We start from the raw sequence: 13514 nt of genomic DNA on the forward strand, positions 1-13514 counted from the left end.
ATTATCGAGCAGCAGTTTTGAAAAGGTCGATATTGTCTAATGCTTTACCCGTTCCAATTGCTACGCAATCTAATGGATCCTCTGCAACAAGAACTGGCATATTTGTTTCTTCACTAATAACTTTATCTAAGTTACGTAGTAATGCCCCGCCACCCGTTAATACGATACCACGGTCCATAATATCCGCTGCTAATTCAGGTGGAGTTTTTTCTAACGTATTTTTAACTGATTCTACAATTGCATCTACTGTATCTTTTAATGCATCTGCAATTTCTTCTGGTTGAATTAGTACTGTTTTCGGTAAACCACTTACTAAATCACGACCGCGAATTTCCATAGGCTCAATACCTTCTGGCTCGCCTGCAGAACCGATTTCTAATTTTAGTGCTTCTGCTGTTCTTTCACCGATCATTAAGTTGTAGCTTTTCTTAATGTACTGAATGATTGAATCGTCCATATCATCACCAGCAACACGAACTGATTGACTTGTTACAATACCACCTAAAGAAATAATTGCAACTTCTGTTGTACCACCACCGATATCAACAACCATACTACCAGTCGGCTCCCAAACAGGTAAGTTTGCACCAATTGCTGCTGCAAATGGCTCTTCGATTGGATAAGCATCACGAGCACCAGCTTGACGAGTCGCATCGATTACTGCACGTCTTTCTACAGCTGTAATACCAGATGGTACACATACCATTACGTATGGTTTACGTGAGAAGAATCCATTTGATTTTTGAGCTTGTTGAATGTAGTATTTCATCATTATTGCTGTTGTTTCGTAATCAGCAATTACACCATCTTTCATAGGGCGAAGTGCCACTACGTTTCCTGGTGTACGACCAATCATTTGTTTTGCATCGCTACCTACCGCAACGATTTGTTTCGTATCAGTTTGTAATGCTACTACTGAAGGTTCACGTAAAACTACACCTTTCCCTTTCACATATACAAGCGTATTCGCTGTTCCTAAGTCTATTCCAAGATCGCGAGTAAATCCACCAAATCCAAACATATCATTTATCTTCCCTTCTTATTTTCACGGACTCATTTTTCTTACTTTATATTTATAAAAACAGTACGTTTTTTTATATCTGCATCCTTTTTGTAGATAATTTTCTACAAAAAACTCATAAATCACATTATAAAACAAAATAAGTAAAAAGAATAGTCTTAAATATGACCTTTTTCCTTTAAACTCACGAATTTATGGTCACCTATTATGATATGATCAAGTACTTCAATTCCGATAATTCGACCACATTCTACTAATCGTTTTGTAACTTCAATATCTTCACGGCTCGGCGCTGTATCTCCTGAGGGATGGTTATGAAGACATATAATAGAGGCTGCTGCCCGACGGAACGCTTCTTTAAAAACTTCCCTTGGGTGCACAATCGACGTATTTAAACTTCCAATAAAAATAGTTTGCCTATGTATAACTTGATTTTTCGTATTCAAATATAAACAAACAAAATGCTCCTGTTGCAAAAAACGCATCTCTTCCATCATATAACTCGCACAATCTTCTGGACTTCGAATACTATATCTATTTTGATATTCTAAACGTACCATTCTTCTACCTAATTCAAAAGCAGCCATAAGCTGCGACGCCTTTGCAATCCCAACACCATGAATACTCATCATCTCTTCTAACGTTGCATCCTTTAACATTCGTAAGCCGTCAAAATGATGGAGAATATTATCTGATAACGTTAACACCGTTTCTTCTTTAGAACCCGTTCTGAGTAAAACTGCAAGAAGTTCTCGATTCGATAAACTTCCTGCTCCTTCTAACAATAAACGCTCCCGTGGCTGTTCTTCTCTCACAACATCACGAATACCGTTCATCTCTCCACCCCTTTTTTTACGATTTCTCCTAAAGAAAACCCCATGCAATTTTACGCATGGGTTACATCGCTATCAAACTGTTTTAATTCACGGACAAGACGCGCAATTGGCAAGCCAACTACACTGTAGTAGTCCCCTTGAATATGTTGAACAAAAATAGACCCTTTACCTTGAATTCCATAGCTCCCTGCTTTATCAAGTGGTTCCTTCGATGCAACGTATACGTCTATTTCCTCTTCTGTTAATCCCCAAAATGTTACTTCTGTACGTTCATAAAAAGTTACCGTTTTTTCTTTCGATATAATTGCAACACCTGTGTATACTTCGTGTGTTTTCCCCGATAATAATCGTAACATTTCTTTCGCCTCAGCCTCATTAGACGGCTTTCCAAGAATACGCGAATCATATGTAACAATTGTATCTGCACCTAGTACAACTTGATTACTATGGTTTTCTGCCACAGCAGATGCTTTTTGCAAAGCAAGCGACATAACAATATCAGAAGGTGATGAATATGCACCAATCGTCTCTTCTACTTCACTAACAACGATTTCAAATGGCACATCTGCTAATTCAAGCAGTTCCTTCCTCCTAGGTGACCCTGAAGCTAAAATAATTTTCCTCATATTTTCTCCTTCCCTTCTCACATGAAGCAGAATAATTTAAATCAATCGTATCAAAGGAATAGTTTCCCCACAAATTCTAGAAATATCATTTTCTCTAAACAAAATAATAGTTCTTTTTAAATACGATTATACGCTGCCCATACAGAAAGCACTTTGTTCTAAATTCAAAAGAAAAGAAAGAAGTATATGTACTTCTTTCTTCGTCATTTCATTATCCTATTATTTCACTTTTTGTGAAACCATTTTTTCATACGAAAGTATACCATCAATAATAACTTGATTTAATTTAGCTACAGATTCCTTATCGCTCTTCCCTTCCTTAATCGTTTGCACCGCTATTGACGTATACGTATAAAGCTTCTTTGCATCTTCACGCTTCATACTCTTCCCTTCCTTTTCCATAGCTTTCCACTCTTTTTGAATCGCTTCTATATCTTTTGGATTACTTTTTCCACTAGTTTGTACGCTGGACACATATTTTGCTAAATGAGTATATAATGGCTGCACTTTCGCTAAAAACATTCCTACTTCTTTATCATTTTTGAGCAATGCTTTATCTGTAATATCCCAATTTTTTTTCAAAACTGAAACACCATCTTGCTTATACTGATCTATTAATTGATTAACAGCCTGTTCATCGCTCGTAATAGCAACAACTAACGCATACTTATCACCACTCGGTTTCAAAGTAGCCACGCCCCCATTACTTTTCCACTCTTCAATAGCAGCCTGTCCTTTTTCTTCAGAGGAATAAAGCCCTCCTTGAACGAAAAATAGTTTCATTGGTTCTAATGACGTTCCTACCTGTGCTTTTGGTTTTTTCTCTTTCGGTGTTGGTGTTTGTTCTGCCGTTCCACCCACCTTTTGTTCCTCATTACCTGTCTGCTTCGAAGCCGTTACCTTACCTTCTCCTGTCGTCCCTTGTCCAGTTAATAAATGAATCATACCCATCCCAAATGCAGTACCGATAATTATTGCAGTTGCAACGATTGCGATTATTGTATTGCTCCACTTCTTTCGATATTTTTCCATAGATACTGATTTCGCTTTTTGAAACGGAACGACATTTTTCGGTCTCTCACTTTCTGCTATCATCCAGTCAAACTCATCCTTCTTTTTTTCCTCATACTTCGCTTCTGTTCCATTTACTTTCACCGAGATCGTTCGTGATTGCTTGTCCATACACTCACACCTCACCTCTTGTCATTGTCCGCATCATATCATATTCATTCCACAAAAAAACGAGATATTTGTCAGAGGAATTCGTCAAATAACCCTATATTATTATCTTATATGTATGCATTTGACTTCATTTGTAGAACAAAAAACTAGATAGCAAAGACTATCTAGTTTTTCTCGCGAATATATTTTCTAACTTCGGAAATGAAATACAAAGAACCTGTTATGATAAAAACATCATGTTCTCCTATCATGTCAACCTTTGTATCAATTGCCTCTTTCCAATCTTCAAAAACTAATTTTGACTCTTGTTGTGAATACGATGCAAGCTTGTCAGCAGAAATGGCACGATCAAAGGCAAACGTCGTAAATATTATTTCATCAGCAACTTTTTCTAATTGCCCTACCATGTTATGTAACTGTTTGTCACCAAGAGCAGTAAATAAAACTATTACATTCTTCTTTTTATAATGTGCCTCTACTGTTTTTACAAGACTTTCAATACCTTCTGGATTATGAGCACCATCTATTATAATATCTGGATTACTTTGTAACTTTTCAAATCGACCAATCCAGTATGCTTCTTGTAAGCCAACTTTCATCTCCTCTTCATTAATTAAAAATGATAAATATGTTTTTAAATACATTACTGCCATAAGCGCTAGCGCTGCATTGCCTACTTGATGAATACCTTTCATTGAAATTCGAACATTTTCAAACGAGGCAAATGGACAATCAAAATCAAAATGTTCCCCATCTTCATTAGAATGTTTATGTAATGTTGTAAACTGTTTTCCAAGTTCATATAAGCTTGCATGGTTTTCCTTAGCAACCTTTTGAATTACTTGCAATGCTTCTTCATTTTTCACACCAGTAATAACTGGAACACCAGACTTAATAATCCCTGCCTTTTCATATGCAATTTCTCCTAGTGTATTGCCTAAAATATGCATATGATCGTGGCCGATATTCGTAATAATCGTGAGAACCGGATGAATAACATTTGTAGAATCAAATCTTCCCCCAAGCCCCGTTTCAAATAAAACAACATCACAGAAATTAACTTTACCGAAATAATAAATTGCCATTACTGTAATGATTTCAAACTCAGTCGCTTCTCCTAAGTCCGTCTCATCTAATTTTTCAACGACTGGCTTTACCATATTTACAAGTTCCGCAATCTCTTCATCTGCAATCGGTATTCCGTTTACACTAATACGTTCATTGAATGTTTCTATGTAAGGCGATGTAAACGTTCCTACTTTATATTTCGCGCCTTCTAACATGTAGCGCATATATGTTAAAGTTGAACCTTTTCCATTTGTGCCGGCAAGATGAACACATTTTATATGACGCTCTGGATTTCCGAGTTCTTCTAACATCCATTGCATTCTTTCTAGTCCTGGTTTTATCCCAAATTTCAATCGGCTATGAATCCAGCCTATCGCTTCTTCGTATGTATGTATCACGTTTGCTATTCCCCTTTCAAAAGACAAACTTCGTAATTCTATTATACGCAAAGAAAAGAGACTCACCAATATAGTGAGTCTCTGAAAAACATTTTTATTTCTCAAGATCAGCTAGACGTTGACGAACCGCTTCGCGTTTCTCTAGATAATCTTGTTCTTTCGCACGCTCTCCGTCAATAACTTCTGCAGGAGCTTTCGCTACGAATCCTTGGTTTGAAAGTTTCTTCTGTACACGTTCTACTTCTTTATCGAACTTCTCAAGTTCTTTTTCAAGACGCGCTTTCTCTTCATCAAGATTGATAAGATCAGCTAACGGTAAGAATAACTCTGCACCTGATACGATTGCAGTCATCGCTTTTTCTGGCGCTTGTAAATCAATCTTAATTGTTAGTTCACTTGGGTTACAGAAACGCTCAATGTAAGAACTGTTTTTCGTAAGCTGAGCTAGTACTGCCTCATCTTTTGCTTTAATTTGCATTTGAACTTTTTTGCTCATTGGTGTATTTACTTCCGCACGGATGTTACGAACAGAGCGAATGATATCAACTAGAAGGTGCATTTCTGCTGCCGCTTCTTTATCTTGTAAATCTTCGCGAACTGTTGGCCATGCTGCTACTGTAATAGACTCGCCTTCATGCGGTAAATGCTGCCAAATTTTCTCTGTTACGAACGGCATGAATGGATGTAATAGACGCATTGTTTGGTCTAATACGTAAGCTAAAATCGAACGAGTTGTTTTCTTAGCTGCTTCATCTTCACCGTATAGTGGAAGTTTCGCCATCTCAATGTACCAGTCACAGAAATCATCCCAAATGAAGTTGTATAATGAACGACCAGCTTCACCGAACTCATATTTATCCATGTTACGTGTTACACTTTCGATTGTTTCGTTTAAGCGAGTTAAAATCCACTTATCTGCAACTGATTTTTCACCAGTTAAATCGATTTCTTCATACTTCATGTCATCCATGTTCATTAATACGAAACGTGATGCGTTCCAAATTTTATTAATGAAGTTCCAAGTAGATTCTACTTTTTCCATGCTGAAACGTAAATCTTGACCTGGTGCACTTCCTGTTGATAAGAAGTAACGCATTGCATCTGCACCGTACTTCTCGATAACATCCATCGGATCAATACCGTTACCAAGAGATTTACTCATTTTACGTCCTTGCTCATCACGAACTAAACCGTGAATTAATACATCTTTAAATGGACGCTCTCCTGTAAACTCTAAACCTTGGAAAATCATACGAGATACCCAGAAGAAGATGATGTCATAACCAGTTACTAAAGCATCTGTTGAATAGAACTTTTTAAAGTCTGCTGCATCTTCATTCGGCCAGCCAAGTGTTGAGAATGGCCATAATGCTGAACTGAACCATGTATCAAGCACGTCATTATCTTGATTCCAGTTTTCAAGATCTGCTGGCGCTTCTGTACCTACGTATACTTCACCAGTTTCTTTATGATACCAAGCTGGAATGCGGTGTCCCCACCATAATTGACGAGAAATACACCAGTCATGAATGTTTTCCATCCAGCGTAAGTATGTGTTTTCAAAACGCTCTGGTACGAACGTTACTTTTTCTTCTTCTTTTTGTTGAAGTTCTACCGCTTTTTCTGCAAGTGGAGCCATTTTTACGAACCATTGTGTTGATAAATAAGGCTCAACAACTGCACCGCTACGCTCACTATGACCTACTGAGTGCATATGAGGCTCGATTTCTACTAATACGCCAGCTTCTTGTAAGTCTTTCACTAACTCTTTACGGCATTCGAAACGATCCATACCGTTATACTTACCAGCTTTTTCGTTCATCGTTCCATCTTCGTTCATTACTAAAATACGTGGTAAGTCATGACGGTTACCTACTTCAAAGTCATTCGGGTCATGAGCTGGTGTAATTTTCACAACGCCTGTTCCGAAGTCTTTTTCTACGTATTCATCAGCAATAATCGGAATCTCTCGGCCTACGATTGGAAGTGTAACTGTTTTTCCGATTAAATGTTTGTAGCGATCATCTTCTGGATGAACTGCTACCGCTGTATCACCAAGCATTGTTTCTGGACGAGTAGTTGCAAGGCGAATGTGACCAGAACCGTCTGTTAACGGATAGTTCATATGGTAGAATGCACCTTGAACTTCTTTATGAATTACTTCAATATCAGAAAGAGCTGTGCGTGTTGCTGGATCCCAGTTGATGATATACTCACCGCGGTAAATTAAGTCTTTTTCATATAATTGAACGAATACTTTATTAACAGCGTTAGATAAGCCTTCGTCTAATGTGAAGCGTTCACGAGAATAGTCTAGTCCTAAACCAACTTTCCCCCATTGTTGACGAATGTGAGAAGCGTATTCTTCTTTCCATTCCCAAGCTTTTTCAAGGAATTTCTCACGACCAAGATCGTAACGTGAAATACCTTCTTCACGAAGTTTTCCTTCTACTTTCGCTTGCGTTGCGATACCAGCATGGTCCATTCCTGGAAGCCATAATACATCGTAACCTTGCATACGCTTTGTACGAGTTAAAATATCTTGAAGCGTCGTATCCCAAGCGTGACCTAAGTGTAACTTACCAGTTACGTTCGGAGGTGGAATTACAATTGTATATGGTTGTTTCTTCTCATCTCCTGTTGCTTCGAAATATTTGCCTTCAAGCCACCACTTGTAAAGGCCTTCTTCAACGGACATATGATCATATTTAGTTGGTAAATTATTTTCCGTGTTTGACATTATTTTCCCTCCTTAAAATAAAAAATGCCCCTCATCCAAAAAAGGACGAGGGACATCGCGGTACCACCTTTATTTACAAACAAATTCAGGATTTGCTTATACTCTTAATTTGATAACGGACAAATCCGTCTTTTCCTAATAAGAATCATTCCGTTCAGAAAAGATGCTCCAGGGCTACCTTCTAACATAACTATCTAGAGAACCTCCCAGCCAATGGTTCCCCTCTCTGAAGACGTTTCATGTTATACTCTTCCCCTTCAATGCATTTATGTGATTGTTAATTATTATATACAATAGTGTAAAAAACGAAACCTTATTCGTCAAGATAAATTTGAAACTACGGCTTTTATCTCTTTATGAAACTAATAAAAAAAGATAAGCAGGGTTCTCCCTACTTATCTTCTTTATCCGTTCCCTTGCTGGGCAGCTTGTAATTGCGAAAGGAAATATTCTGTATTACTAATGAGCCAATGCGATTGCTGCAGAATTTTTACCCCGCGAAGCTCATTTTCTTCATTACGACTCTTTCTTCTTTTCGTATACGACTGAATTTGCCGAATAAAATGCGACGGGTACGTCATATACGCAAACATAAGAAGCTGCTCCTCTTTCGTAAATGGAAAATTTTTTTGATACATTTGATACCATTCAAAGCGGTCGCTCCGCGCAATTGGATATGTGTTCAAAGACCTTGAATAAAAGCTGACGATATCCTGTACCGGTGTAGCAAACTGAGACTTTTCTAAACTAATAAAATAACCGTTTCGTTCATAATCAAATAAAAAGTGATTAAGCGATACATTTCCATGAACGAAAGTAGTACGTGTTTTTTCCTTTTCTTTCATTGCATCATGCCATTCACTTAATTGTTTCGTTGCGAACTCACGTGCTCTCATAACGTGGTGATAATACGTACAATATTGTAATTCAAATGGAGACATATACCACTTCGCTTCAGATTCTATGAGAAACTCTTCTAATATCTCGCCATCATTTTCCCAACGGCCGGATATATTTGTATAATGTTTTTCTAAATCTTCTTCTGTATAAGTCTCCTCTTTCACCGTTTTTTGATGCAACGTCCCGAGCGTTTGAAACATCTTATGGTATTGATCATTATCTTCGCCATTTCCTTCCGCACGTTCTAACCAAGGCATTAAATAATAGCTATACGCCCCATCACTTAAAACATAATTCCCGTCCGTCGTGTGATAGATAGGTACATAATTCGAAAAACCTTTCTCCTTCAAATATTGAATATGGTGTAAAAAATTATTCCGCTCTAATTTTCTATCTTGTATTTTCTTTAACGCATACGGACCTTGATTCGTATAAATTTTCATTACACTTCCGTGCTCTTCCATATGCTGAGTGTCCAATCTATATTGCCTCACAATGGGTTCAAAGCGATTTCGTAATTCAATATCCATACGAATAACCCTTTCTTATTCAAAACATAGCTTCTAGGAAAAGAAAAGAGGTGAGTGAAAAAACTCACTCACTTATTTCACTGTTGCTTTTGAAACAGGAATATATATAATTTGCCCTGTAGTTAAATATATATCTTCTGATTGATTTACACGATATAAGCTTTGTACAGTCGTTTCATAACGTTCTGCAACCGATTCAATTGTATCTCCTTCTTGTACGAAGTACATTCTTACCTTCGTAAATTCTTCTTCTGGTTCTTTCGTAAATAATTTCGTTAAATAAAGTGCATTTTCATCTCGCTGTGAATATGCTTCTTCCTCTGGCTCTTCCTGCTTTTTCGCTTTTTCTTTCTTGAAATTTTTCCGCCCGAACAATTCAAATTGTGGCGTCTTTTCTTGCTCCTCTTCACGCTCCACAAGTTCATGTTCTTCTAATTCCTCTTCTTCTATTTCTTGCTCTTTTCTTTCTTCTAACTGAAACGGCTCAAATGCATAATCTTCCCATCCATCTGATTCTTTATAGGCTGGTACCTCTTCGTGTGGCGCAGGTCTACTTTCATCTTCTTCAGCTGAATCAGCTTCCAACTCGGCATACACCGTCTCTTCCTCTTCATCCTCGGTTCTTTCTTCGTCACATAAACCTGTAATAGATATATCCGCTAATAGTTGTAAGCAACCATTTTCCTTTAATTCATAATCAAATTCCTCGATTGATACATATAATTCTTCAATTACTTTCACTCGATTTCTTGGAATTGATATTTCGAGCGGAAAGGAATGGACAAGCTCATTAACCCCGTCTGCCCTTGTTTCTACATAATCAATTGCCTTTGCTGGTGATAGCTCTCTTAATGAATAAGCTGAATCATCTTGCCTTGCAACGTACTCTCCCGTTAAATCTAATTGCCCCCTCACGATAACTTCATGATCGAGCTCCTCTATCTCAACGTCTGGATCTAACGAAATTGACAAAAGTTCTTCGACTTCCTGTCCCTTCTGGAACCAAACAGATTCTTTTAATGAAAATCGTAATGAATGATCTGTTGCCACTTCTTTTCCCCCTCCCAAACTATATGTCATTACAGATTTATGTTCCCTAAGGCTACTTTATGAATAAAAAAAATCGCTCCCCTAATGGAAAGCGATTTTCTCTAAGAAATTATGCTTTTAATTTTGACATTGCAATTTCGGCCGCCGCAATTGTCGCCTCAATATCTGCATCACTATGTGCTGTCGATAAGAATAAACCTTCAAATTGAGAAGGTGGTAAAAATACACCTTGTTCTACCATTTCACGATAGTAAGCTGCAAAGAATTCTAAGTTTGAAGATTTTGCTGCATCATAATTAATAACTTGCTCATCTGTAAAGAAAATACCAATCATAGAACCTGCACGATTAATGTGATGCGGGATATTATGCTTTTCAGCTGCCTTACGTAGTCCAGCCTCTAACATTTCTGCTTTACGCTCAAATTCCACATATGATTCTGGCGTTAACTGCACTAACGTTTCATAACCTGCTGTCATTGCAAGTGGATTACCCGATAATGTTCCAGCTTGGTAAATCGGTCCGCTTGGTGCAACTTGACGCATAATCTCTGCCTTCCCACCGTATGCTCCTACCGGCAAGCCACCACCGATTACTTTACCTAAACAAGTTAAGTCAGGAGTTACACCGTAGTAACCTTGTCCACAATTATAAGCAACACGGAATCCTGTCATTACTTCATCAAAAATAAGTAGTGCACCGTTTTGCTCTGTCACTTCACGAAGTCCTTCTAAAAACCCTGGTTGCGGGGGAACAACACCCATATTCCCTGCCACTGGTTCTACAATTATACAAGCGATGTCATCACCGAATTGTTCGAAAGCATATTTTACACTTTCTAAATCGTTATATGCTACGGTAATCGTATTTTTCGCTACACCTTCTGGTACACCAGGGCTATCTGGTAAACCTAGCGTTGCTACACCCGAACCTGCTTTAATCAATAAAGAATCACCATGACCGTGATAACAACCAATGAATTTTAAAATTTTGTTACGTCCAGTGTAACCACGAGCTAAACGTAGTGCACTCATTGTCGCCTCTGTTCCAGAGTTAACCATACGCACAATCTCAATTGATGGTACACGCTCGATAACAAGCTGCGCTAATTTATTTTCAATTTCTGTTGGTGCACCAAAGCTTGTTCCTTTTTCAGCAACAGCTTTTAAAGCCTCAACAACACGATCATTCGCATGACCATGAATTAAAGGTCCCCACGATAATACGTAATCGATGTATTCATTCCCATCGATATCATATACTTTAGAGCCTTTTCCGCGCTCCATAAACAGCGGATTCATACCAACAGACTTAAAAGCACGAACAGGGCTGTTTACGCCTCCAGGCATTAAATTTTGAGCTTCTTCAAACGCCGCAATCGACTTATCAAATTTTTTCATTATTTAGCGCCTCCTTCTTGTAACCATCTTGCTGCATCTTTTGCATGATACGTAATAATCAAGTCTGCTCCTGCGCGTTTCATGCTAATTAATTTCTCAAGTACAACTTCTTTTTCATTAATCCAACCATTTTGTGCTGCTGCTTTAATCATCGAATATTCACCACTTACGTTATAAGCAACGACTGGTAAGTTAAAGTTATTTTTCACATCACGAACGATATCTAGATAAGAAAGAGCTGGCTTTACAATTAAGAAGTCGGCCCCTTCCATTACATCTGATTCTGCTTCACGGAATGCTTCCATACGGTTCGCTGGGTCCATTTGATATGTTTTACGGTCACCAAACTGCGGTGCACCGTGTGCTGCATCACGGAACGGTCCGTAAAATGCTGATGAATATTTCACAGCGTACGACATAACTGGTACGTGCGCGAAACCATTTTCATCTAATGCATGGCGAATTGCTGTTACAAATCCGTCCATCATGTTAGATGGTGCAATAATGTCTGCCCCTGCTTTCGCTTGACTTACAGCTGTTTTTGCAAGAGCTGCAAGAGACTCATCATTTAAAATAACGCCATCTTCAATAACACCGCAATGACCATGGCTTGTGAATTGACATAAACATGTATCTGCAACTACTACTAGCTCTGGGAACTCATCTTTAATTTGCTTAATTGCACGCTGTACAATTCCATGCTCACAATATGCCGATGATCCAACTTCGTCCTTTTCAGCAGGTAAACCAAATACAATAACAGAACGAATACCTAAATCAACGACCTCTTGCATTTCAGCTTGCAATAAATCTAAAGACATTTGATATACGCCTGGCATAGAAGGAACTTCATTACGAGTATTTTCTCCTTCTAATACAAAAATAGGGTAAATAAAATCTTCTGTATGTAAAAATGTTTCACGTACAAGCGCACGCATGCCCCCGCTTTGTCTTAAACGACGATGACGATTAAATTGTAAAGAATTCATAGATTTCTATCCCCATTCTTTTATTTTATAGATTCACAAATGCATTGTAGTAATGCTTCTACAGTGTACTCTTTTGGCACAATAACATGTGGAAAATAGAGGTTCGCCTCTTTTTCCGTAATAGGCCCTATACAAGCAATTGTACATTTTTTCGTCCATTCTCTCCAGTTTGTACCCTCAAGTAAACGAACAAAACTATCAACAGTTGAAGGGCTCGTAAATGTAATAATATTTACTTCCCCTAATTTCAATGCTGTTATAAGTTCTTGTTTTTTCTCTACATTCACCTTCGTACCATATACAATTAACTCATCTAGAAAAACACCAAACTCCCTAAGTTTAACCGGGATTACATCTCTTGCTAAATTCCCTTTCGGAAATAAAATACGCTCGTTTCCACTTAATTCTTTTAGAAACTCTTCGGCAAATGTTTCTGCAACAAATGCAGTGGGAACAAACTCTACTTGATAGCCTCGCTTTTCTAACTCTAACTTTGTTTTCACGCCTACTGCAGCAATTTTAATCGGTCCGGGGAGCTTCTTTCTCAAACTATCTAGAAAAAAAGCTACACCATTTTTACTCGTGAAAATAACCCAGTCATACGAATGTAGCTGCCCTGCTATGTGTTGAATTTGCCTATGAGACGTACCTTCCATACGCAAAAGCGGAATTTCCAATGGAATTCCGCTCCTTTCTTTCACTGCTACACTCATTTGTTTCGCTTGGTGCTGGGCACGTGTAATCAATACTGTTTTGCCAGCGAGAGCGTTCATAT

General features: G+C 38.0%; 11 protein-coding genes and 1 other annotated feature. All 11 genes read right to left on the reverse strand.

The window, feature by feature from the left end:
* Nucleotide 1: 1 nt before the first annotated feature.
* The gene (gene mreB, locus B5P40_RS13510) at nucleotides 2-1021 is read right to left on the reverse strand and encodes a cell shape-determining protein MreB (RefSeq protein ID WP_002015369.1); all 1020 of its coding nucleotides are present in this window, start codon (nucleotides 1019-1021) and stop codon (nucleotides 2-4) included.
* 158 nt (nucleotides 1022-1179) lie between these two features.
* Nucleotides 1180-1857, reverse strand: coding sequence for a DNA repair protein RadC (gene radC / locus B5P40_RS13515; RefSeq protein ID WP_113709320.1), 678 nt, complete (start codon nucleotides 1855-1857; stop codon nucleotides 1180-1182).
* A gap of 50 nt (nucleotides 1858-1907) precedes the next feature.
* On the reverse strand, nucleotides 1908-2483 hold the full coding sequence (locus B5P40_RS13520; RefSeq protein ID WP_012261761.1) for a Maf family protein: 576 nt from the start codon (nucleotides 2481-2483) through the stop codon (nucleotides 1908-1910).
* A gap of 219 nt (nucleotides 2484-2702) precedes the next feature.
* Nucleotides 2703-3665, reverse strand: a complete 963-nt coding sequence (locus B5P40_RS13530; RefSeq protein ID WP_113709321.1) for a stage II sporulation protein B — start codon at nucleotides 3663-3665, stop codon at nucleotides 2703-2705.
* Between the two features lie 164 nt (nucleotides 3666-3829).
* Nucleotides 3830-5131, reverse strand: coding sequence for a bifunctional folylpolyglutamate synthase/dihydrofolate synthase (locus B5P40_RS13535; protein WP_002190781.1), 1302 nt, complete (start codon nucleotides 5129-5131; stop codon nucleotides 3830-3832).
* Between the two features lie 94 nt (nucleotides 5132-5225).
* A complete protein-coding gene (locus B5P40_RS13540) occupies nucleotides 5226-7871 on the reverse strand; it encodes a valine--tRNA ligase (protein ID WP_002192465.1) in 2646 nt (881 codons plus the stop codon).
* A gap of 38 nt (nucleotides 7872-7909) precedes the next feature.
* Nucleotides 7910-8141, reverse strand: a binding site (T-box leader).
* A gap of 134 nt (nucleotides 8142-8275) precedes the next feature.
* Nucleotides 8276-9301, reverse strand: coding sequence for a spore coat protein YsxE (ysxE, locus tag B5P40_RS13545; protein WP_113709322.1), 1026 nt, complete (start codon nucleotides 9299-9301; stop codon nucleotides 8276-8278).
* A 72-nt stretch (nucleotides 9302-9373) separates the two neighbouring features.
* Nucleotides 9374-10381, reverse strand: a complete 1008-nt coding sequence (spoVID, locus tag B5P40_RS13550) for a stage VI sporulation protein D (protein WP_170969887.1) — start codon at nucleotides 10379-10381, stop codon at nucleotides 9374-9376.
* Nucleotides 10382-10460: 79 nt separating this feature from the next.
* Nucleotides 10461-11750: a glutamate-1-semialdehyde 2,1-aminomutase gene (hemL, locus tag B5P40_RS13555; RefSeq protein WP_002034163.1), complete on the reverse strand. Its 1290-nt coding sequence runs from the start codon at nucleotides 11748-11750 to the stop codon at nucleotides 10461-10463.
* Entirely contained in the window at nucleotides 11750-12739 is a 990-nt protein-coding gene (gene hemB, locus B5P40_RS13560) for a porphobilinogen synthase (protein WP_002015358.1), read from the reverse strand. Before hemB ends, hemL begins: the two co-directional genes overlap by 1 nt.
* A gap of 20 nt (nucleotides 12740-12759) precedes the next feature.
* On the reverse strand, nucleotides 12760-13512 hold the full coding sequence (gene hemD / locus B5P40_RS13565) for a uroporphyrinogen-III synthase (protein WP_002015357.1): 753 nt from the start codon (nucleotides 13510-13512) through the stop codon (nucleotides 12760-12762).
* Nucleotides 13513-13514 lie beyond the last annotated feature (2 nt).

Origin of the sequence: Bacillus sp. SRB_8 (assembly GCF_003264205.1) — a bacterium.
GTDB lineage: Bacteria > Bacillota > Bacilli > Bacillales > Bacillaceae_G > Bacillus_A > Bacillus_A mycoides.

Coding starts and splice junctions, on each gene's coding strand:
- hemB (WP_002015358.1), bottom strand. CDS start 12,739: ATGAATTCTTTACAATTTAATCGTCATCGTCGTTTAAGACAAAGCGGG.
- B5P40_RS13520 (WP_012261761.1), bottom strand. CDS start 2,483: ATGAGGAAAATTATTTTAGCTTCAGGGTCACCTAGGAGGAAGGAACTG.
- spoVID (WP_170969887.1), bottom strand. CDS start 10,381: ATGACATATAGTTTGGGAGGGGGAAAAGAAGTGGCAACAGATCATTCA.
- B5P40_RS13540 (WP_002192465.1), bottom strand. CDS start 7,871: ATGTCAAACACGGAAAATAATTTACCAACTAAATATGATCATATGTCC.
- mreB (WP_002015369.1), bottom strand. CDS start 1,021: ATGTTTGGATTTGGTGGATTTACTCGCGATCTTGGAATAGACTTAGGA.
- hemD (WP_002015357.1), bottom strand. CDS start 13,512: ATGAACGCTCTCGCTGGCAAAACAGTATTGATTACACGTGCCCAGCAC.
- B5P40_RS13530 (WP_113709321.1), bottom strand. CDS start 3,665: ATGGACAAGCAATCACGAACGATCTCGGTGAAAGTAAATGGAACAGAA.
- hemL (WP_002034163.1), bottom strand. CDS start 11,750: ATGAAAAAATTTGATAAGTCGATTGCGGCGTTTGAAGAAGCTCAAAAT.
- ysxE (WP_113709322.1), bottom strand. CDS start 9,301: ATGGATATTGAATTACGAAATCGCTTTGAACCCATTGTGAGGCAATAT.
- radC (WP_113709320.1), bottom strand. CDS start 1,857: ATGAACGGTATTCGTGATGTTGTGAGAGAAGAACAGCCACGGGAGCGT.